This is a genomic window from Roseovarius sp. MMSF_3359 (genome assembly GCF_030733385.1).
In the GTDB taxonomy this organism is placed as follows: Bacteria; Pseudomonadota; Alphaproteobacteria; order Rhodobacterales; family Rhodobacteraceae; genus Roseovarius.
Map to the genome: position 1 here is coordinate 1 of NZ_JASHJC010000018.1, position 18,595 is coordinate 18,595.

Sequence of the window (18,595 nt, forward strand, 5' to 3'; positions counted from 1 at the left end):
CGCCCACCCCGCGCCGGGCATGCCAGCCCTGCGGTGTCGCCTGTTCGGGAAAGATGCAAACCCGTTGCAGGATTTCTGATGAACCGCTGGCTTCGGCGGTCTGGGGCATTGACCTGCGGGCGTGGCGGCTCCACAACCAGCGTATGACAGAGATTTTCACAGGCAGTTTCACCCAGCAGGAACCGATCCCCGAAGAGGGTATCGCGGCGGCGCTTGAGGTGATGCGGAATGGTCGGTTGCATCGTTATAACCTTGCGGGCGATGAGGTGGGCGAGACCGGCCTCTTGGAGCAGGAATTCGCCGCCTATGTGGGGGCGAAATACGCGCTGGCGGTCGCATCGGGCGGCTATGCGATGGCGACGGCCCTGCGCGCGGTCGGGGTCAGGCCCGGCGACAAGGTGTTGACCAATGCGTTCACGCTTGCCCCGGTGCCGGGGTCCATTGCCAGCGTCGGTGCCGTGCCGGTCTTCGTGGGTGTGACCGAAAACCTGACGATTGATCTCGATGATCTTGCCGCCAAGGCCGATCAGGCCGATGTCCTGATGCTCAGTCATATGCGTGGCCACCTGGCCGACATGGACCGGCTGATGGAAATCTGCAACGCCGCTGGTATCACGGTGATCGAGGATTGCGCCCATACGATGGGGGCCGCGTGGAAGGGGCGAGCGTCCGGGCGCGACGGGCTGATCGGATGCTATTCCACGCAGACCTACAAGCATATGAATTCGGGCGAGGGCGGGTTTTTCGTCACCGATGATGACGAGGTCATGGCGCGGGCCATCATCCTGTCGGGCTCCTACATGCTTTATGGCCGCAATGGCACGGTGCCGCCTCCGGACGTGTTCGAGCGGGTGAAGTATGAAACGCCCAATGTCTCGGGGCGGATGGATCACCTGCGTGCGGCGATCCTGCGACCGCAATTGCGTGCGCTGGAAAGTCAGTGCGCGGCATGGAACGCCCGTTATGGGATCGTGGAAGAAGGATTGCGCGGGACACCCGGCCTCACGGTGGTTGAGCGTCCGGAGGAAGAAACCTACGTAGGCTCGTCGATCCAGTTTCTGTTGCTGGATTGGTCCAACGAGGCAATCGCCGATGTTTTGCAGCGGTGCCTCAAGCGCGGGGTCGAACTGAAGTGGTTCGGCGGGGCGGAACCCACCGGCTTTACCAGCCGCTATGATAGCTGGCGCTATGCCCCGTCGGAGCGGATGCCCACAAGCGACCGCATTCTGCGCGGGATCATCGATATGCGCTTGCCGCTCACCTTCAACCTCGACGATTGCGCGTTGATCGCGCGGATCATCCGTGCTGAGGTGGGGGCCGTTTACCAGGCAAACTGACAGCCGATCACCCGGAGGCCCGATTGCGGGGATTGACCCGACTCACTTCTGCGCGCTATAAATGAACAAATGTTCAATAAATGCCGGAGATGGGGCGAGATGTTCAACGCCGTGATGCAATTCGATCTGGGTGAAGATGTAAATGCGCTGCGCGAGATGGTGCATCGTTGGGCGCAGGAGCGGGTCAAACCGATGGCGGCGGAGGTCGATGCCAAGAACGCCTTTCCGAACGAACTTTGGACCGAGATGGGCGAGTTGGGCCTTCTGGGCATCACCGTGCCCGAAGAGTTCGGCGGCGCGGGTATGTCGTACCTCGCCCATGTCGTTGCCGTTGAAGAAGTGGCGCGGGCCAGCGCTTCGGTTTCGCTCAGCTACGGCGCGCATTCCAACCTCTGCGTCAACCAGATCAAGCTGAACGGCAGCGATGAGCAGCGCCACAAATACCTGCCCGGCCTGATCTCGGGCGAACATGTCGGCGCGCTGGCCATGTCCGAGGCGGGCGCGGGCAGCGATGTGGTCAGCATGAAACTGCGCGCGGAGAAGCGGAACGATCATTACCGCCTCAATGGTAACAAATACTGGATCACCAACGGGCCGGACGCGACGACGCTGGTCGTCTACGCCAAAACCAACCCGGAGGCCGGATCGAAAGGCATCACCGCCTTCATCATCGAAAAATCCATGACCGGTTTCTCGACCTCCCCGCATTTCGACAAGCTGGGGATGCGCGGGTCGAACACCGCAGAACTGATTTTCGACAATGTCGAGGTGCCGTTTGAAAACGTGCTGGGCGAAGAGGGCAAGGGCGTGCGCGTTCTGATGTCCGGCCTCGATTTCGAGCGCGTGGTCCTGGCGGGGATCGGCCTTGGGATCATGGCGGCCTGCCTGGATGAGGTCATGCCGTATTTGTCGGAACGCAAACAGTTCGGCCAGCCCATCGGGAACTTCCAGCTCATGCAGGGCAAGATCGCGGACATGTACACCGCGATGAACTCGGCCCGGGCTTATGTCTACGAGGTCGCGAAGGCCTGCGACCGGGGCGACGTGACTCGCCAGGATGCCGCCGCCTGCTGCCTCTATGCCAGCGAACAGGCGATGGTGCAGGCGCATCAGGCGGTGCAGGCGATGGGCGGTGCGGGCTTCCTGCAGGATGCCCCGGTGGCGCGCATCTTCCGTGATGCCAAGCTCATGGAAATCGGTGCCGGAACGTCCGAGCTTCGCCGGATGCTGGTGGGGCGTGAGATGATGGGGGCGATGGGGTGAGACTTCTTGTCGTACTCCTATTGGTTGCTCCCCAATGCGGATTTGCCGGGCTGTTTGACAAGACCCCGGAATTTAATTCCGGTCGGTGGTCAATCAATGCGCAGGCTATTTCTGATTGTGTTGAAGAAACCTGGGAAGCGAGCCCAATCCACTTCGAATACGAGGCATTGAAACACTGTGGAGGGTTGTCAGTGCAACGTTGCCTAGATGACAGCGATGTTGGCGGTGATGGTACTTATGACCGACGTTCCTACCTAGCCTGTTCCGGTCTTGAAGCGCGATATTGGGAGTGGCGGTTGAGTGTGGTTGTTGATGGATTGTCGGGTGGAAGGAGTCCGCTGGCCCAAGGCACAGAGTTTCTCATGCAAGCGGCGGATTTGCAGGTCGCCGTTATTCTGTGGCGTGCATTTCGCGAGGCGCGATGCAATGTTGCATCCAACTCATATGGCAAGGGTTTCTCGCGTGGGAGGGAGGGCGATATCGTTGAGGGGGGCTGCCTCGCGCACGAAACGGCCGCATTCGCTCTCGACATGGAAGCGCAACTACGCGGAGAATGCGGAAGACAAAAGGGTGAGCGTTACGGCGACGCATGCGACTTCGAGGTGGCCAAATGACACTAGCGTCCGCCCATACGATTCATCATCGAAGATGCGTCGGTTAGTTCATGCTTACCCAAAAAAACTCATATCGTGAACAAATCGCCGGGTTCAACTGGAACCTGCCGGCGAAGTTGAACATGGCTGCGCAGGTCTGTGATGACTGGGCGGCGCGGGATCCCGACCGGGTGGCGATCATTGATCTGACGGACGGGCGACGCGATGTCAGCTATGCTGAGTTACGCAAGCTCGCGGACAGTCTGGCGCGTGATCTGGCGGCGCGGGGCGTCGAGCGGGGTGACCGGGTGGGCGTGTTGCGCTCGCAAGGGGTGTGGACCGCGGCGGCGCATATCGCGATCTGGAAGATCGGGGCGATTTCAATCCCTCTCTTCAAGCTCTTCATGCGCGACGCACTTTTGAGCCGGGTGGACGATGCGGGGGCTGAGTACATCGTCACCGATGCCGAGGGTGCGGAGATGTTGGACGGGCAGACGCCCATTTTCCCAGAAGACGTGACGCTGACCGACACGCCGTTCGAAACGGCGGAAACCACGCCTGGCACGCCCGCCGTCCTGATCTATACCAGCGGCACAACCGGCTCGGCCAAGGGGGCGCTGCATGGGCATCGGGTGTTGACCGGGCACCTGCCGGGCACGGAGTTGCCGCATGATTTTCTGGGGCAGGACGGCGATTGCCTCTGGACGCCGGCGGACTGGGCCTGGATCGGCGGGCTGTTCAACATCCTGATGCCGGGGCTGGCGCTGGGCGTGCCGGTGGTGGCCGCGCGCATGGCGAAGTTCAATGTCGAGGAGTGCCAGCGGATCATCCGCGAGGCGCGGGTGCGCAATATTTTCTTCCCGCCCACGGCGCTTCGGATGCTCAAGACCGCCGATGCCCGGATCGAGGGCCTGCGCACCGTGGCCAGCGGCGGTGAACCGCTTGGCGCCGAGATGCTCGATTGGGGCCGTGAGGCGTTCGGCCTGACCATCAACGAGTTCTATGGCCAGACGGAATGCAATCTGGTCGCCTGTTCCTGCCAGGCCCTGTTCGAGCCGCAGCCCGGTTGCATCGGGCGCGTGGTGCCGGGCCATGAGGTGGCGGTGCTGGATGCGGGCGGCGCCCCGACGGAGGGCGAAGGCGATGTGGCGGTCAGACGCGGTTCGGCCTCGATGATGCTGGAATATTGGAACCGGCCGGAACAGACCGCCGAGAAGTTCAGGGGCGAGTGGATGTTGACCGGCGACCGGGGCATCTGGGACGGGGATTTCCTGCGCTTCGTCGGGCGGGAGGATGACGTGATTACCTCCGCCGGATACCGGATCGGCCCGGCGGAGGTCGAAGATTGCCTGCTGCAACACCCGGCGGTGGCGACCGTGGGCGTGGTCGGCAAACCCGATGCGCTTAGGACCGAGATCGTCAAGGCCTATGTCGTGTTGAAACCGGGCGCGCAGGCCTCGGACGCCCTTGCCGAAGAGTTGCAGGGCTTCGTCAAGGAGCGTCTCGCCAAGTACTCCTACCCGCGTGAAATCGGGTTTCTGGAGGCGCTGCCAATGACCGTGACCGGCAAGGTGATCCGCCGGGAGCTAAAGGTGCGTGCCGCGCAGGAGGCGAACGAATGATGCGCTTGATCTCCATGATTGGTTCAGCGGCGTGGCATGTCGTTTCTGCGCCATTCTATCGGCGTTGTCCGGAATGCAAGGGACGTCTTCCACTGATCGAACTTGCGCTCGCAAATCGACAGAACCGCCGCCCCTTGCTTCGGAAATTGCGCTGCATTGATGACCCCGAAGATCCCTACAGATTCTCGTCGGCAAGTGCCGGGTGCCTGAGGTGCAGTTCGCGTTGGCAGGTCAAGAGGTCAGGGGTGAATGACGCGCGAATGTTCGGAGGTTTTGCCTTGGGCGTAATTCTACTGGTGGTTTCGCTCTTTCTGGTCTGGTTTGCTGTGGTTGCCGCTACAGGTAACGAAAACGTCTTCTCTGTGCGCGGCACCAATGGCAGGAGCCACCCGACACCCGCGGCTTTCATGGTGCTTTTGTATCTTGTGCCGGCGGGTCTGATGAACAGCTTGCGGTTCGCCGCGCTTCGAAAGGTGTCGGACTGATGGGCTGTTTTGTAAGAGAATTTCGGGGACACATTGCAGAGGCGTGTGACAAAGATACGAAACGGGTCGGCGTTTTGGCCGACCCGTCCCACTGTCCGATTGGGTGTGCTTCAGAATTTGTGGACGTAAGCCACGCCAAAGACCCACGGGTCGATCTTGACCTTGCCGATCGGGGTGCCGCCGACCTTCACGTCGGTTTCAATGTCGATGTAGCGGACATCCGCGCGCAGCGAGCCGCGGTCGGTGATCGCGTAGTCAAGGCCGGCATGCAGCGCGTAGCCCCAGGAATCGCTCAGATCGAGCGATGTGCCAGCGAGCGGACCGGTGGCGGTATCATCGAAGAAGTAGGTGTAGTTGATACCGGCACCGACAAACGGGGTGACCGCCGAGGCGTTGGTGAAGTGGTATTGCAGCGACAATGTGGGCGGCAGGTGCTTGGTCTTGCCGATCTTGCCGGTGCCGACGAGGTTGATGTCATGCTCGAACGGCCAGGCGGCCAGGAGTTCGATGCCGACATTATCGGCGATGAAGTATTCACCGGTGATTGTCGGGCGGATATTGGCATCAACGTCGATCCGGCCAGCGGTGGTCAGGCTGGAGCCGCTGTCGGGGGTGACCGAGTGGGCGCCGAGGCCAAGCAGGAAGTCGCCTTTGGATTGGGCCAGCGCGGGAAGGGCGGCAGAGCCCATGAGAACGGCGAGGGTGAGAGTTTTGAGTTTATTGGTCATCGTTCCATTCCTTATCGAATGATCCGGGGATATGCCGCGGCGCAGCAACCTTCTTTGATGCAGGTCAAAATCGTTAACCAGGTCGCGTGTGATGCAATTCTGCAACGCGGCATCGGGCAAGCAGAAGCGTGTGAGGAAACATGAAACTGAAATCGCAGGCGATCGTGTCGTCAGAAGCATTCCAGACCAACCGCCGAGGCCATCTCGAGGCGCTGGCGGTTGTCGAAGAGGCTGCGCAATTGGCGGCCATCGGGGGCGGCGAGGCGGCGCGGGAGCGTCATCTGTCGCGCGGCAAGATGCTGCCGCGGAACCGGGTGGCGGGACTTCTGGACCCCGGCTCGGCCTTTCTGGAGGTGGGCGCCACGGCGGCCCATGGCATGTATGACGGTGCTGCGCCTTGCGCCGGTGTGGTGGCCGGGATCGGCCGGGTGCAGGGGATCGAATGCATGATCGTCTGCAATGACGCGACGGTGAAGGGTGGGACCTATTACCCGATGACGGTCAAGAAACATCTGCGCGCTCAGGAGATTGCCGAGGAATGCCATCTGCCCTGCATCTATCTTGTCGACAGCGGCGGGGCGAACCTGCCCAACCAGGACGAGGTGTTCCCGGATCGCGATCATTTTGGCCGGATTTTCTACAACCAGGCGCGGATGAGCGCCAAGGGCATTCCGCAGATCGCCGTGGTCATGGGGTCCTGCACCGCCGGTGGCGCCTATGTGCCCGCGATGTCCGATGTGACGATCATTGTGAAGGACCAGGGGACGATCTTCCTGGCCGGGCCGCCGCTGGTCAAGGCCGCGACCGGGGAGGAGGTCACTGCCGAGGATCTGGGCGGCGGCGACGTGCATACGCGCCTCTCGGGCGTGGCGGATTACCTGGCGGAGGATGACGCCCATGCGCTGGCATTGGCGCGGCGGGCGGTAGGCAGTCTGAACCGGTCGAAACCTGCGACGGTGAATTGGGCCAGCCCCGAGGATCCGGCCTATGATCCCGAGGAATTGCTGGGCGTGGTGCCTGCGGATTTGCGCACGCCTTACGACATCCGAGAGGTCATCGCGCGGCTGGTGGATGGCTCGCGCTTTGATGAATTCAAATCGCGCTTTGGCGAAACGCTGGTCTGTGGCTTTGCCCATCTCAAGGGCTGCCCGGTGGGGATCATCGCCAATAATGGTGTGCTCTTCTCCGAGGCGGCGCAGAAGGGCGCACATTTCGTAGAACTCTGCAGCCAGCGCAACATCCCGCTGCTGTTCCTGCAAAACATCACCGGCTTCATGGTCGGGCGGAAGTATGAAAACGAGGGGATTGCCCGCCATGGCGCCAAGATGGTGACTGCGGTGGCCACGACGAAGGTGCCGAAGATCACGATGGTGGTTGGCGGTTCATTTGGGGCCGGGAATTACGGCATGTCGGGCCGTGCCTATCAGCCGCGTTTCATGTGGACCTGGCCCAATAGCCGGATCTCCGTGATGGGCGGCGAGCAGGCGGCGGGTGTGTTGGCCACGGTCAAGCGCGATGCCATCGAGCGCAAGGGCGGGAGTTGGTCCGCCGAGGAGGAGGCCGAATTCAAGCGGCCCACGATCGAGATGTTCGAGCATCAGTCGCATCCGCTTTATGCCTCCGCACGGCTTTGGGATGATGGGATCGTCGACCCGCGCAAATCGCGCGATGTGCTGGCGCTGTCGCTCAGTGCCGCGCTTTGTGCGCCGATCGAGGAGACGCGCTTTGGCGTATTCCGCATGTAACCAGGCTGCCCGTGCAGGGCGGCCCCACCCACCCGCCGCCCTGCACGGGCAGGGACGAAAGAGTGCTGGCTTGACGATGTGTCTAGGAAAAGAGGCAGAAATGTTTGACAAGATCCTGATTGCCAACCGGGGCGAGATTGCCTGTCGGGTGATGGAGACGGCGCGCAAGGTGGGCGTGCGGTCGGTGGCCGTGTTTTCTGATGTGGACCGGGCGGCCAAGCACGTGGCATTGGCCGATGAGGCGGTGCATATCGGCGGGGCGGCGCCCTCGGAGAGTTACCTCAGGGGTGACGCGATCATCCAGGCGGCGCTCGATACCGGCGCGCAGGCCATTCATCCGGGATATGGTTTCCTGAGCGAGAACCCGGATTTCGTCGAGGCGGTGGATAAGGCCGGGCTGGTCTTCATCGGCCCTTCGGCCAGTGCGATCCGGGCCATGGGCCTCAAGGACGCGGCCAAGAAGCTGATGGAGGAGGCGGGGGTGCCGGTGGTGCCCGGCTATCACGGGGATAACCAGGACGCGGATCATTTGGCGGCGGAGGCTGACAAGATCGGCTATCCGGTGCTTATCAAGGCCGTTGCAGGCGGTGGCGGCAAGGGTATGCGGCTGGTGGAGAAACCTGCGGATTTCGCAGACGGTCTGGAAAGTGCGCGCAGCGAGGCGGCCAAGGCTTTTGGCAATGATGCGGTCCTGATCGAGAAATTCGTGGAGCAGCCGCGCCATATCGAGGTGCAGGTCTTTGGCGATGGTACCAAAGCCGTGCATCTCTTTGAGCGCGATTGCTCCCTGCAGCGTCGCCACCAGAAGGTCATCGAAGAGGCTCCCGCGCCGGGGATGACCGAAGAGATGCGTAATGCCATGGGACAGGCCGGTGTGCGTGCGGCGGAGGCCATTGGCTATGCGGGCGCAGGTACGGTGGAGTTCATCGTTGATGGCTCGGACGGGCTCAAGCCCGACGGGTTCTGGTTCATGGAGATGAACACGCGGCTGCAGGTCGAACATCCCGTGACCGAGGCCATTACTGGCGTCGATCTCGTGGAATGGCAATTGCGCGTGGCCAGTGGCGAGGGGTTGCCCGCGCGACAGGAAGATCTGACGATCAACGGTCATTCCTTCGAGGCCCGGCTTTACGCAGAGGACGTCCCCAAGGGGTTCCTGCCCGCCACCGGCACGCTCTCGCATCTGCGCTTCCCGTCGGATGCGCGCGCCGACAGTGGCGTGCGGGCAGGCGACGAGATCAGCCCCTATTACGATCCGATGATTGCCAAGCTGACCACCCATGGACCGACCCGTGCGGTGGCGCTCAGGCGGCTCTCGACCGCGTTGGCGGCCTGTCAGGTGGCGGGGACCGTGACCAACCTCGGGTTTCTTGGCGCGCTGGCCGCCCATGAAGGATTTGCGGCGGGGCAGGTGGATACTGGCCTCATCGCCCGCGACATCGACACGCTTGTCGTCCCGCCGGAGCCGGGCCCGCGCGATGTGGCGCTTGCAGGGCTGGCGGCGGCGGATGTGCTGAACTTCCCGGGCGGGGAGATCGGCTTTGCGCTTTGGGCGCCGGTCGGCAGGCCGCAGGGGTTGCGCCGTGGGGAGGAGACCTTTGAGGTGCGGATCAGAACCCTGTCGCGCGACGCCCATGACGTGGTGATCGGCGATACGGTGGTCGAGGCGCGGCGGATCGGGGGACGCTGGCAGCTCGATGGCCACGTCGCGCCGGATGTGGCGGTCGCCGACGGCGTCGTGACGGTCTTTGCCCAGTATGGCATCAGCTTTGACATCATCGACCCGCTGGAGCGTGATAGCACCGCCACGGGCGATGCGGCGGTGATCGAAGCGCCGATGCCTGGCCTCGTCAAATCCGTCCATGCGACGGCGGGGCAGACCGTGGCGCAGGGGGACCGGCTTGCGGTGCTGGAAGCGATGAAGATGGAACATAGCCTGCTTGCCGCGCGCGATGGCGTGGTGGCCGAGGTTCTTGTGGCCGAGGGCGATCAGGTGAGCGCCGGGGCGGCGCTCGTCCGTCTCGAAGAGGACAGTGCCGCGTGATGCCCGAGGCCGGCGTTGATCTGACCCTGACGGGGTTCCGGCACAGTGTTTATACGCGCAGTGTCCGCATCGCGCTGGCCGAGAAGGGCGTGGCTTATTCATATGTCGAATGTGATCCGTTCGATCCGACGAATGCTCTGTCTTTGATGCAGAGCCATCCGTTTGGGCGGGTGCCGGTGCTGCACCATGACGGGTTTCGCGTCTATGAGGTGGCGGCGATCCTCGGTTATGTCGATGCGTGTTTTGCGGGCATAGGTCTAACGCCCGGCGATGCGCAGGCTGCGGCTCGGATGCGGCAGGTGATCGCGATTGCGGATAACTATGTCTATTGGCCGCTGGTCCGGCAGGCCTTTTCCCACGGGCACTACCGGCCCCTGGTCGGTGAAGAGGGCGATCCCGCGGCCCTGCAGAAAGGTCTTACCGAGGCACCACGGGTCCTGGATGCGCTGGAAGAGATTGCCGCCGAAGGCCTGGTCCTTCGGGGTGATGCGATCTGCCTTGCGTCTTGTCACCTCTTCCCGATGCTCGACTATTTCGCCTTGCTGCCGGAGGGGCGCGAAATGCTGATGCAGCGCGATGCGCTGGCAGCCTGGCTGCATGGCATGGGCAGGCGCCCGTCGGCCCTCGCGACCCGGCCGGATTTATCCGATGAGGAGACCCCCGAATGATCCGTCTGCATCACGTTCCGGCGTCGCGGTCCTTCCGCATCCTCTGGCTGCTGGAGGAACTGGGCCTCGACTGCGAACTCGTCCACCATTCGATCCGCGATGGCAGCCTGCGCGATCCCGCCTACCTCGCCAAGTCCCCCGCCGGTCGTGTGCCCGCGCTTGAGATCGACGGTGAGGTGATTTTCGAAAGCGCTGCGATCCTGCAGACCCTGTGCGAGCGCCATCCGCAGGCGGGGCTTGCCCCCGTACCCGGCGCGCCGGAGCGGGTGCGGTACCTCGAACTGATGGGCTTTGCCGAAACCATGGCCAGCCTGATCGAGAACCTCAACATGCAGCACCTCTTCCTGCGCGATCCGGCGCAGGCCTCGCCTGTGGTCCTCAAGCTCATCACCGCGCGGCTTGCGGCCACATTGGGCGCGCTGGAGGGGATGCTGGGCGATCACGATTATCTGCTGGCCTCGGGGTTCTCGGCGGCGGATGCGATGATGGGTTTCAACCTCTTTGTCGCGCCATACTATGTCAAACTTGATCCCTTTCCGGGGTTGCTGGCCTATCGCACCCGGCTGGAGGCGCGGCCCGGGTTCATCGCGGCCCGCGCCCGGGATGGCGAGCAGACATTCTATACGCAGGATTTCTACCCGGTGCCGGAGGCCTAGATGACTGAATTCGTGGAGATTTTCGAAGTCGGCCCGCGTGATGGGCTGCAGAACGAAAAGCGTCAGATTCCGACCGCAGAGAAGATCGCCCTCGTCAATTGCCTGAGCGGGGCGGGTTTCCGGCGGATCGAGGTGGCGAGTTTCGTGAGCCCCAAATGGGTGCCGCAAATGGCCGATTCCGCCGACGTGCTGGCGGGGATCGACCGGGCGGAAGGCGTCCGTTACGCTGCCCTTACGCCCAACATGCGCGGCTTTGAAGGCGCGGTGGCCGCGAAGGCCGACGAGGTGGCGATTTTCGGATCGGCCTCGGAGGGGTTTTCGAAGGCCAATATCAACGCGACCATCGCCGAAAGCCTTGAGCGGTTCGCGCCGGTGGCCGAGGCCGCCAAATCCGCTGGCGTACCCGTGCGGGGCTATGTTTCCTGCGTGACGGACTGCCCCTATGACGGCCCGACCGATCCCGCGCAGGTGGCCCGTGTGGCACGCGCGCTGTTCGAAATGGGGTGTTACGAGGTGTCACTGGGTGACACGATCGGGCAGGGGACGCCCGAGCGGATCGACGCGATGCTGGCCGCGGTGGCGGACGAGGTGCCGGTGGCGCAGCTTGCCGGGCATTACCACGACACGTCGGGTCGGGCGCTTGCCAATATCGAGGTGTCGCTCGAACGCGGTGTGCGGGTCTTTGACGCGGCGGTGGGCGGGTTGGGCGGATGCCCTTACGCACCGGGCGCTGCGGGCAATGTCGCCACCGAGGCGGTGCATGATCGGCTGAATGATCTGGGCTATGAGACCGGGCTTGACCGGAAGGTCCTCGCCCGGGCGGCGGAGATGGCCCGCGCGATGCGGCAGGATTGAGAGGACACGCAGATGTACGAGACCATTACCCTTGAAACCGACGCGCGCGGTGTCGCGGCGCTTTGCCTGAACCGCCCGGACAAACACAACGCACTCTCGGCGCAGATGATCGCCGATCTGACCGCGGCGGCGGCCCGGCTGGCGGATGACGATGCGGTGCGCGTGGTCGTCCTGTCGGCGCAGGGCAAATCCTTCTGCGCGGGGGGCGACTTGGGCTGGATGCGGGAGCAGTTTGACGCCACGCCCGAGGTCCGCGCTGCCGAGGCCACCAAACTCGCCCGTATGTTGCAGGCATTGAACACGCTGCCCAAGCCGCTGATCGGGCGGATGCACGGCAATGCGTTTGGCGGCGGCGTCGGGATGGCCAGCGTCTGCGACACGGTGATCGGGGCGGACCATGTCAAGCTGGGCCTGACCGAGACGAAGCTGGGCCTGATCCCCGCAACGATCGGTCCTTACGTCTGCGCCCGTATGGGCGAGGCCAAGGCGCGCCGCGTCTTCATGTCCGCCCGGCTTTTCGGCGCCGATGAGGCGGTGCACCTGAACCTGCTGGCCCGCGCGGTCCCGATGTCGGAACTGGATGCCGCGGTTGAGGCGGAGGTGACGCCATATCTCAACTGCGCCCCCGGGGCGGTGGCCCGCGCCAAGGCGTTACTGCGCTCTCTGGGGCCGCAGATCGACGATGCGGTGATTGCCCATACGATTGACGAGCTTGCCGCCTGCTGGGCCGGGAAGGAGGCGCCCGAGGGCATCGAAGCGTTCTTCAAAAAGCACAAACCGTCCTGGTCGCCGCAAAATTAACCTCGCATTTACCCCGTTGGTGTTGACACGCTGCCAGAGGTGCGCCTAGGGCTCACGAAATGGTAACGAATGCTCACGGAGTTGTGATGATGAATAGGTTAAGGTCATTTTTTTCGCTTTTTTTGATTGCTTCGCTTCTGCCGCTCGCCGCCGCCGCAAATGATCGGGTTGGCGCTTACAATTTCGACAATGTCGTCAAGACGGACCTTCGTTACTCCGAACAGATGTTCGACCGGCAGGATCATGTCACCGACAAGATCGCCGTGGCCCTTCTGGCGCGCCGCGATGGCGTGCTGGACCCGCAGAGCTTCTATCTCGGTGGCCGCCTGGTCCTGACCTATATCTTCGAGGAAACCAACACCGCGGGCAAATTCCCGATCCTGTCGCGCCTGCCGCCCACCCATACCTCGGGCAAATCCGACAATTACGGCGTTCTCAACGAAGCCTCGCTCAATTTCACGATCACGCTGCCTTGGGTCACCGCCTTTGCCCAGGGTGAATATACCGAGGTCGAATACCCCGGTCAGGAAGATCTGCAACTGCGCAAATACTGGGTAGCTGTCGGCGATCTGAGCCGTTTCCCGGTCTATGCCGCCGTAGGCCGCAAGACGGTGAGTTTCGGTAACCTGGCCACTTACGCGCCTTTCACCCATAGCCACAGCAATCACTACTTCTGGGCGCAGTCGGACGATCCGGTGATTGAGTTTGGTTATGTCACTGATCAGACGCAGGTTGTGCTGACCCTGATTCCGGAACATCGCGGCCTGCGCGTCATCAGCAGCCCGGAAAACAATGGCGGCCTGTCGAATTTCGCCGTGAACGGTTCGCATCGGTTCGATCTGCAAAACGGCAACGGCCTGACCATCGGCGGCGGCTACCTGCGCGGCACGATCTATGACAGCGCCATCGCGCACCACCCGCCGGGGCAGGGGACATTCCGCTCCTGGAACGGGGCCTACAACATCAACACCACCTACAGCGGGTCGAATTTCGACCTGATGGCCGAATTCACGACGACCGAAGACATCTGGCCTGCGACCGGTCACAAGGTTACGGCGACAACGCTTCAGGGGCGGTACAGATCGACGATCTTTGGCAAACCGGCGGTCTATTCCCTGTCGGCCAGCCGCGGATTGCAGGGTGCCGGCGGCACCGAATGGGAGCGGATGGAGCAGGTGATCCTCGGGCTGGAGGTGGAGCCGACCCCGCATGTGAAGCTGGGCGCGGAATACATGTATAACAACGGTTTCGTACCGCTGATCCTGCCCACCCGCACCGGCGACCGGAGCGTGGAATCGCATACATTCATCATCGGTGCCGAGCTGACCTTCTGATCCCCCGGCACCGACCGACAGCGCGGCCTGGTTACGCCATTATCTCAAGCCGCGCGGTCATCGCAGGATGATGGGCGCAGAAATAGTCGCCACCCCAGGCATCCGTTACCATCAAGTCGGCATGCTGACCCTGTTCCAGCGTGCCGGTATCCCAACTGCCATCCGTCGCCGTTGCGGTATGCGGTGCCAGATCGTGATTGGTGAAACGGACCTTGTCGCCGACCCTCACCATCAGGCGGTCGGGGCCGAAAAGAAACCCGTGGATGGCGATCTGGTGCAGGCGGCTCTGCGCCCCGGCGGGAAGTGCCAGGGCCGGCACCATCGCGGCAGCCGCCCCAAGCCTAAGCACCCGGCGGCGGTTTGCGATCATTGAACCGCTTTCACCATCATCTCGGCATGCCCTTCATGGGCTTTGAAGATCTCAAGACCCTGTTCGAACAGCGCCTTGACCTCCGGGTGGTCGATATTCGGGATGAAGGTATGCTCGACAAGATTGTTGACCGCCTGGTGATAGCCCAATTCATTCTCGGCATAGGCGCGGTCGAATTCTGCCCCGCGCAGTTGTGACAGGCGGTTGATGATCTCCTCGGAATCTGCCGCCAGCTTCTGTGACAGGAAATTGTCCTGCGCCTCGGCCCCGAGCTTGTCGAGAAGCGCCAGCGCCGCCTCGTTCACGGCCTCATGATCGCGGATCATGGTGCGGGCGAATTCGTGGATTTCCGGCGTGGTGCTGATGGCCAGCGCCAGATGTGCATAGCGGATGTCGATATTGTCGGCGACATAGGCCACATGGGCGATCTCTGTGTCGCTCAATTGCGCCGGATCGTTGGCGAAAGCGGGCATGGCGGTGGCCGCGACAAGGGCGGCGGCGATAAAAGATTTCATGGTTTTCTCCCGTTGATTGGTCGTGATGACACCAATCAATGCGGGCCACGGTGAATTTTGAATGCCCGCGCGTTCATATGTCATAACAGATCGTTCAGACGGATGGACGCGGGTCAAACGATCTGCAAAACTGCGCTTATGAGCGACTTGCTGAGCGATATCCTGATGCAACTTTCCATGAAGGGGACGTTGTATTTCCGCACCTCTTTCCGTCCGCCATGGGGGGTGCGGGTGCCGTCCTATTCCAACGTCGCGCGGTTCCATTTTGCCCATCGGGGGGAATGCCTTATCCGGCATGAAAAGGGGGGCGAGCCGATCCGCCTGGCGCAGGGGGACCTGGTCATTATTCCCGGCGGTGCGGGGCATTCGCTCTATTGCCAGCCCGAGACCGAGCCCGACGCCTTGCCGCTTGAGACGGTGTTGGAGCGTGCAGGGTATGAGGGCGAGGGAGTTTTGGTTTATGCCGGTGACGATAATCTCGAGGATCGCGAGACGCAGCTGATCTGCGGCCATTTCTCGATCGCCGACGGGCAGGAACATCCAATTTTCGACCGTCTGCCGCCTTTTGTGCATATCCAGGACTACGGCGCGCAGGCAGGGCAATGGATGGAGGCGACCTTGCGCATGATCGGGGCCGAAACCGGCGGGCAATCCATGGGCGGCGACCTGATCGCGCTGAAACTCTCCGAGACAATCTTCGCCCAGGCGATCCGTGCCTTCCTGTCCAGTGCCGAGGCGCAGGATGCGGGGCTGTCGGGATTTTCCGACCCGCAACTGGCGCGCGCGCTGACGATGATCCATGCGGACCCGTCCCATGGCTGGACCCTCGATGCGCTCGCACGCGAGGCGGGCATGTCGCGTACCGGCTTTGCCGTGCGGTTTGCCGACAAGATCGGGATGCCGCCGCTGCAATACGTCACCTATTGGCGGATGCAACTGGCCTGCCGCGCGTTGCGGGAAACGGGCCGGTCGATCGCGGATGTGGCGGCGCAGGTCGGCTACAGTTCGGAATCCGGGTTTTCACGGGTCTTCAAGAAGGAAAAGGGCCTGCCGCCCGCGCGGTACCGGGCGCAGATGGCGGCGGCGTGACGCTGGCGTCGCCGGCTCTTATACCGTTGTTTTTTAGCTTCTTTTGGCCTGAAGCAGGCGCTAGCGGTTTTAGAATTTAGCCGTGCATTGCCGGACCGCGGGTTGGCGATCCGACATGAGTGCGGGGCACTTTATGGCAGCCAAGTACTTGTACGGTCAGAGCATTACACAGACCTCACCAATCGCCGGCCCTTGCGGGCGGTCCGGCGATGCGCGGCGGCCTGCGGCCTTGATTCCGCGATTTGCGTAACGTCTCGGTATCCGCTTCAAGCCAAAATTTAACAGGCTGTGGTTCCGCTGAAATCAGATCTGCCTTAACATCCTCCTCACACAGACCGAGATCGAAGGACGCCGCGATGCCATTGCCCACCACCTGTATCGGAGCCTATCCGAAGCCAGATTACGTGCCGATATCCGATTGGTTCCAGGTGCGGTGCGATGATGACGATTATGGCGAGAAGGTCCTGCGGAAATGGTCCGAGACGGATCAGGACGAAGTCGAGGCGCTGCTTGATCGTGCCACCGCGGAGGCGGTTGCAGATCAGATCGCCTGTGGCATCGACCTGCCCACCGATGGGGAGCAGCGACGCGAAAACTACGTGCATTATCAATGCCGTCACTTCGAAGGCTTTGATTTCGAGAACCTGACCGAGACGGTGCAGCGCAACGGCGCTTATAAATCCGAACTGCCCACGATCCGCGCACCGATCCGGGCGACCGATACCTCGACCCTCGTGCGCGACTGGCAAGTGGCGGAAGAGGCCGCAGGCCGACCCGTCAAGATCACCGTGCCGGGGCCGATGACGATCTCGGACACGACCGCAGATGCCTACTACAACGACGCGCCCGCCCTGGCGCGCGACCTTGCAGATGCGCTCAACGGTCAGATCCGCGCCCTTGCAGATGCCGGATGCCGCAATATCCAGGTGGACGAGCCGATCTTTGCCCGCAAACCGGATGCGGCGCTGGCCTATGGGATGGAAACGCTGGAGCGGTGTTTTCACGGCCTGCCCGAGGAGGTCAATCGCATCGTCCACATGTGTTGCGGCTATCCGTCCTATCTCGATCAGGACGACTACCCCAAGGCGGATCAGGCCTCCTACGCGCAGATCGCCGAGGCGGTGGATGGTCTTGCCGATGAGATTTCGATCGAAGATGCCCACCGGCACAACCCGTCCGACCTGTTCCCGCGCTTTGTGAAATCGAAACTGATCGTGGGATTCGTCACCGTGGCTTCCAGCCGCCTCGAAACAGTCGAGGAAATTCGCGACCGGATGACACAGGTGCTGGCCCATCTTCCGGCGGACCGGCTGATTGCGGCACCGGATTGCGGGCTCGGTTTCCTGGGGCGCGATCTGGCGATGAAAAAGCTGAAAAACATGGCCGACGCGGCCAAATCCATCTAGGCAGGCCGCTGGCAAACCCGACCTTCACGGCGTGCATCTTTTCCGTGGCAGGGACGTCGTTTAAAATGTCCCGGTCAGGTTGACCCCACCATGGGGCAGGGGTAAACCCGACTATAGTCTGTACAGCCATCTGAATGCGCGGCAATTCAAGCGCATGAAAGGAGCCACCACGTGGAAGAGATGCTGAGGGAATACCTTCCCATTCTCGTGTTTCTGGCCATCGCCATCGGTTTGGGATTGGTTTTGATTCTTGCCGCTGTCGTCGTCGCCGTCCGCAACCCCGACCCGGAAAAAGTCAGCGCCTATGAATGCGGCTTCAACGCCTTCGACGATGCGCGGATGAAGTTCGATGTGCGTTTCTATCTGGTCTCGATCCTTTTCATTATCTTCGACCTCGAAATCGCGATGCTCTTCCCCTGGGCCGTGGCCTTCAAGGACATCAGCATGGTGGGCTTCTGGTCTATGATGGTCTTCCTGGGCGTTCTGACCGCCGGGTTTGCCTATGAGTGGCGCAAAGGAGCGATGGAATGGGAGTAGCAACCGGAACAAATGTCGCGGGCGCTGACCGCGAATACGCCACGCAGGAGCTGAACCGTGACCTGCAGGACAAGGGCTTCCTGCTGACCACCTCCGAGGACATCATCAACTGGGCGCGCACCGGCTCGCTGCACTGGATGACCTTTGGCCTTGCCTGCTGCGCGGTCGAGATGATGCACACCGCCATGCCACGCTATGACGTGGAACGCTTCGGTTTTGCCCCCCGCGCCAGCCCGCGCCAGTCCGACGTGATGATCGTGGCCGGCACGCTCACCAACAAGATGGCGCCCGCCCTGCGCAAGGTCTATGACCAGATGCCCGAGCCGCGCTACGTGATCTCGATGGGGTCCTGCGCCAACGGGGGCGGCTACTACCACTACAGCTATTCCGTTGTGCGCGGCTGCGACCGGGTGGTGCCCGTGGATATCTACGTCCCCGGCTGCCCGCCCACTGCCGAGGCACTGGTTTACGGGATCATGGCGCTGCAACGCAAAATCCGCCGGACCGGGACAATCGTGCGCTAACTGGCGCGTGAAAGGATGAATGA

At 62.4% G+C, this 18,595-nt stretch carries 19 protein-coding genes; 16 read left to right on the top strand and 3 right to left on the bottom strand.

Annotation, left to right across the window (positions count from 1 at the left end):
• The first annotated feature begins 143 nt into the window (after window positions 1-143).
• The 5 genes from RBB29_RS19640 (at window position 144) to RBB29_RS19660 (ending at window position 5,300) form a co-directional block, all read left to right on the top strand.
• Window positions 144-1,337, top strand: a complete 1,194-nt coding sequence (locus tag RBB29_RS19640) for a DegT/DnrJ/EryC1/StrS aminotransferase family protein (RefSeq protein WP_306116615.1) — start codon at window positions 144-146, stop codon at window positions 1,335-1,337.
• A gap of 99 nt (window positions 1,338-1,436) precedes the next feature.
• Window positions 1,437-2,600 (top strand): isovaleryl-CoA dehydrogenase, encoded by a 1,164-nt coding sequence (locus RBB29_RS19645; RefSeq protein WP_306121206.1) that lies wholly within the window; start codon window positions 1,437-1,439, stop codon window positions 2,598-2,600.
• Window positions 2,597-3,214 carry a lysozyme inhibitor LprI family protein gene (locus RBB29_RS19650; RefSeq protein WP_306116616.1) on the top strand — a complete coding sequence of 206 codons (618 nt, stop codon included), beginning with the start codon at window positions 2,597-2,599 and terminating at the stop codon, window positions 3,212-3,214. Before RBB29_RS19645 ends, RBB29_RS19650 begins: the two co-directional genes overlap by 4 nt.
• 50 nt (window positions 3,215-3,264) lie before the next feature.
• Window positions 3,265-4,815, top strand: a complete 1,551-nt coding sequence (locus RBB29_RS19655) for an AMP-binding protein (RefSeq protein ID WP_306116617.1) — start codon at window positions 3,265-3,267, stop codon at window positions 4,813-4,815.
• Complete coding sequence (locus RBB29_RS19660) at window positions 4,812-5,300, top strand: hypothetical protein (RefSeq protein ID WP_306116618.1); 489 nt, start codon at window positions 4,812-4,814, stop codon at window positions 5,298-5,300. The genes RBB29_RS19655 and RBB29_RS19660 overlap by 4 nt, the downstream gene beginning before the upstream one ends.
• 110 nt (window positions 5,301-5,410) lie before the next feature.
• Here the strand turns inward: RBB29_RS19660 and RBB29_RS19665 are convergent, their stop codons facing one another.
• Window positions 5,411-6,028 (bottom strand): OmpW family protein, encoded by a 618-nt coding sequence (locus tag RBB29_RS19665; protein WP_306116619.1) that lies wholly within the window; start codon window positions 6,026-6,028, stop codon window positions 5,411-5,413.
• A 140-nt stretch (window positions 6,029-6,168) separates the two neighbouring features.
• Between RBB29_RS19665 and RBB29_RS19670 the strand changes: the two genes are divergently transcribed.
• From RBB29_RS19670 to RBB29_RS19700, 7 genes are all read left to right on the top strand, one after another.
• Window positions 6,169-7,773 carry a carboxyl transferase domain-containing protein gene (locus tag RBB29_RS19670; protein WP_306116621.1) on the top strand — a complete coding sequence of 535 codons (1,605 nt, stop codon included), beginning with the start codon at window positions 6,169-6,171 and terminating at the stop codon, window positions 7,771-7,773.
• 100 nt (window positions 7,774-7,873) lie between these two features.
• On the top strand, window positions 7,874-9,817 hold the full coding sequence (locus RBB29_RS19675; protein ID WP_306116622.1) for an acetyl/propionyl/methylcrotonyl-CoA carboxylase subunit alpha: 1,944 nt from the start codon (window positions 7,874-7,876) through the stop codon (window positions 9,815-9,817).
• Window positions 9,817-10,485: a glutathione S-transferase family protein gene (locus RBB29_RS19680; RefSeq protein WP_306116682.1), complete on the top strand. Its 669-nt coding sequence runs from the start codon at window positions 9,817-9,819 to the stop codon at window positions 10,483-10,485. Before RBB29_RS19675 ends, RBB29_RS19680 begins: the two co-directional genes overlap by 1 nt.
• Entirely contained in the window at window positions 10,482-11,141 is a 660-nt protein-coding gene (locus RBB29_RS19685) for a glutathione S-transferase family protein (RefSeq protein WP_306116623.1), read from the top strand. Before RBB29_RS19680 ends, RBB29_RS19685 begins: the two co-directional genes overlap by 4 nt.
• Window positions 11,142-11,996, top strand: coding sequence for a hydroxymethylglutaryl-CoA lyase (locus tag RBB29_RS19690; RefSeq protein WP_306116624.1), 855 nt, complete (start codon window positions 11,142-11,144; stop codon window positions 11,994-11,996). It abuts the gene before it with no gap.
• A gap of 12 nt (window positions 11,997-12,008) precedes the next feature.
• The gene (locus RBB29_RS19695) at window positions 12,009-12,797 is read left to right on the top strand and encodes a crotonase/enoyl-CoA hydratase family protein (protein ID WP_306116625.1); all 789 of its coding nucleotides are present in this window, start codon (window positions 12,009-12,011) and stop codon (window positions 12,795-12,797) included.
• A gap of 86 nt (window positions 12,798-12,883) precedes the next feature.
• Window positions 12,884-14,131 carry a hypothetical protein gene (locus tag RBB29_RS19700; RefSeq protein WP_306121207.1) on the top strand — a complete coding sequence of 416 codons (1,248 nt, stop codon included), beginning with the start codon at window positions 12,884-12,886 and terminating at the stop codon, window positions 14,129-14,131.
• A gap of 31 nt (window positions 14,132-14,162) precedes the next feature.
• On the opposite strand, the gene RBB29_RS19705 is transcribed toward RBB29_RS19700, so the two are convergent.
• Window positions 14,163-14,501, bottom strand: a complete 339-nt coding sequence (locus tag RBB29_RS19705) for a hypothetical protein (RefSeq protein WP_306116627.1) — start codon at window positions 14,499-14,501, stop codon at window positions 14,163-14,165.
• On the bottom strand, window positions 14,498-15,016 hold the full coding sequence (locus RBB29_RS19710; protein WP_306116628.1) for a DUF4142 domain-containing protein: 519 nt from the start codon (window positions 15,014-15,016) through the stop codon (window positions 14,498-14,500). Before RBB29_RS19710 ends, RBB29_RS19705 begins: the two co-directional genes overlap by 4 nt.
• A gap of 138 nt (window positions 15,017-15,154) precedes the next feature.
• On the opposite strand from RBB29_RS19710, the gene RBB29_RS19715 reads away from it, so the two are divergent.
• From RBB29_RS19715 to RBB29_RS19730, 4 genes are all read left to right on the top strand, one after another.
• On the top strand, window positions 15,155-16,105 hold the full coding sequence (locus tag RBB29_RS19715; protein ID WP_306116629.1) for an AraC family transcriptional regulator: 951 nt from the start codon (window positions 15,155-15,157) through the stop codon (window positions 16,103-16,105).
• 356 nt (window positions 16,106-16,461) lie between these two features.
• Complete coding sequence (locus RBB29_RS19720; protein ID WP_306116630.1) at window positions 16,462-17,511, top strand: cobalamin-independent methionine synthase II family protein; 1,050 nt, start codon at window positions 16,462-16,464, stop codon at window positions 17,509-17,511.
• Window positions 17,512-17,682: 171 nt separating this feature from the next.
• Complete coding sequence (locus RBB29_RS19725) at window positions 17,683-18,048, top strand: NADH-quinone oxidoreductase subunit A (RefSeq protein WP_306116631.1); 366 nt, start codon at window positions 17,683-17,685, stop codon at window positions 18,046-18,048.
• The gene (locus tag RBB29_RS19730) at window positions 18,039-18,572 is read left to right on the top strand and encodes an NADH-quinone oxidoreductase subunit B family protein (RefSeq protein WP_306116632.1); all 534 of its coding nucleotides are present in this window, start codon (window positions 18,039-18,041) and stop codon (window positions 18,570-18,572) included. The genes RBB29_RS19725 and RBB29_RS19730 overlap by 10 nt, the downstream gene beginning before the upstream one ends.
• The last annotated feature ends 23 nt before the right edge of the window (window positions 18,573-18,595 follow it).

What these genes read in the sequence shown, in the direction of transcription:
- RBB29_RS19640 (WP_306116615.1), top strand. Translation starts at nt 144, where the DNA reads ATGACAGAGATTTTCACAGGCAGTTTCACCCAGCAGGAACCGATCCCC.
- RBB29_RS19645 (WP_306121206.1), top strand. Translation starts at nt 1,437, where the DNA reads ATGTTCAACGCCGTGATGCAATTCGATCTGGGTGAAGATGTAAATGCG.
- RBB29_RS19655 (WP_306116617.1), top strand. Translation starts at nt 3,265, where the DNA reads ATGCTTACCCAAAAAAACTCATATCGTGAACAAATCGCCGGGTTCAAC.
- RBB29_RS19660 (WP_306116618.1), top strand. Translation starts at nt 4,812, where the DNA reads ATGATGCGCTTGATCTCCATGATTGGTTCAGCGGCGTGGCATGTCGTT.
- RBB29_RS19665 (WP_306116619.1), bottom strand. Translation starts at nt 6,028, where the DNA reads ATGACCAATAAACTCAAAACTCTCACCCTCGCCGTTCTCATGGGCTCT.
- RBB29_RS19670 (WP_306116621.1), top strand. Translation starts at nt 6,169, where the DNA reads ATGAAACTGAAATCGCAGGCGATCGTGTCGTCAGAAGCATTCCAGACC.
- RBB29_RS19675 (WP_306116622.1), top strand. Translation starts at nt 7,874, where the DNA reads ATGTTTGACAAGATCCTGATTGCCAACCGGGGCGAGATTGCCTGTCGG.
- RBB29_RS19680 (WP_306116682.1), top strand. Translation starts at nt 9,817, where the DNA reads ATGCCCGAGGCCGGCGTTGATCTGACCCTGACGGGGTTCCGGCACAGT.
- RBB29_RS19685 (WP_306116623.1), top strand. Translation starts at nt 10,482, where the DNA reads ATGATCCGTCTGCATCACGTTCCGGCGTCGCGGTCCTTCCGCATCCTC.
- RBB29_RS19690 (WP_306116624.1), top strand. Translation starts at nt 11,142, where the DNA reads ATGACTGAATTCGTGGAGATTTTCGAAGTCGGCCCGCGTGATGGGCTG.
- RBB29_RS19695 (WP_306116625.1), top strand. Translation starts at nt 12,009, where the DNA reads ATGTACGAGACCATTACCCTTGAAACCGACGCGCGCGGTGTCGCGGCG.
- RBB29_RS19700 (WP_306121207.1), top strand. Translation starts at nt 12,884, where the DNA reads ATGATGAATAGGTTAAGGTCATTTTTTTCGCTTTTTTTGATTGCTTCG.
- RBB29_RS19705 (WP_306116627.1), bottom strand. Translation starts at nt 14,501, where the DNA reads ATGATCGCAAACCGCCGCCGGGTGCTTAGGCTTGGGGCGGCTGCCGCG.
- RBB29_RS19710 (WP_306116628.1), bottom strand. Translation starts at nt 15,016, where the DNA reads ATGAAATCTTTTATCGCCGCCGCCCTTGTCGCGGCCACCGCCATGCCC.
- RBB29_RS19715 (WP_306116629.1), top strand. Translation starts at nt 15,155, where the DNA reads ATGAGCGACTTGCTGAGCGATATCCTGATGCAACTTTCCATGAAGGGG.
- RBB29_RS19720 (WP_306116630.1), top strand. Translation starts at nt 16,462, where the DNA reads ATGCCATTGCCCACCACCTGTATCGGAGCCTATCCGAAGCCAGATTAC.
- RBB29_RS19730 (WP_306116632.1), top strand. Translation starts at nt 18,039, where the DNA reads ATGGGAGTAGCAACCGGAACAAATGTCGCGGGCGCTGACCGCGAATAC.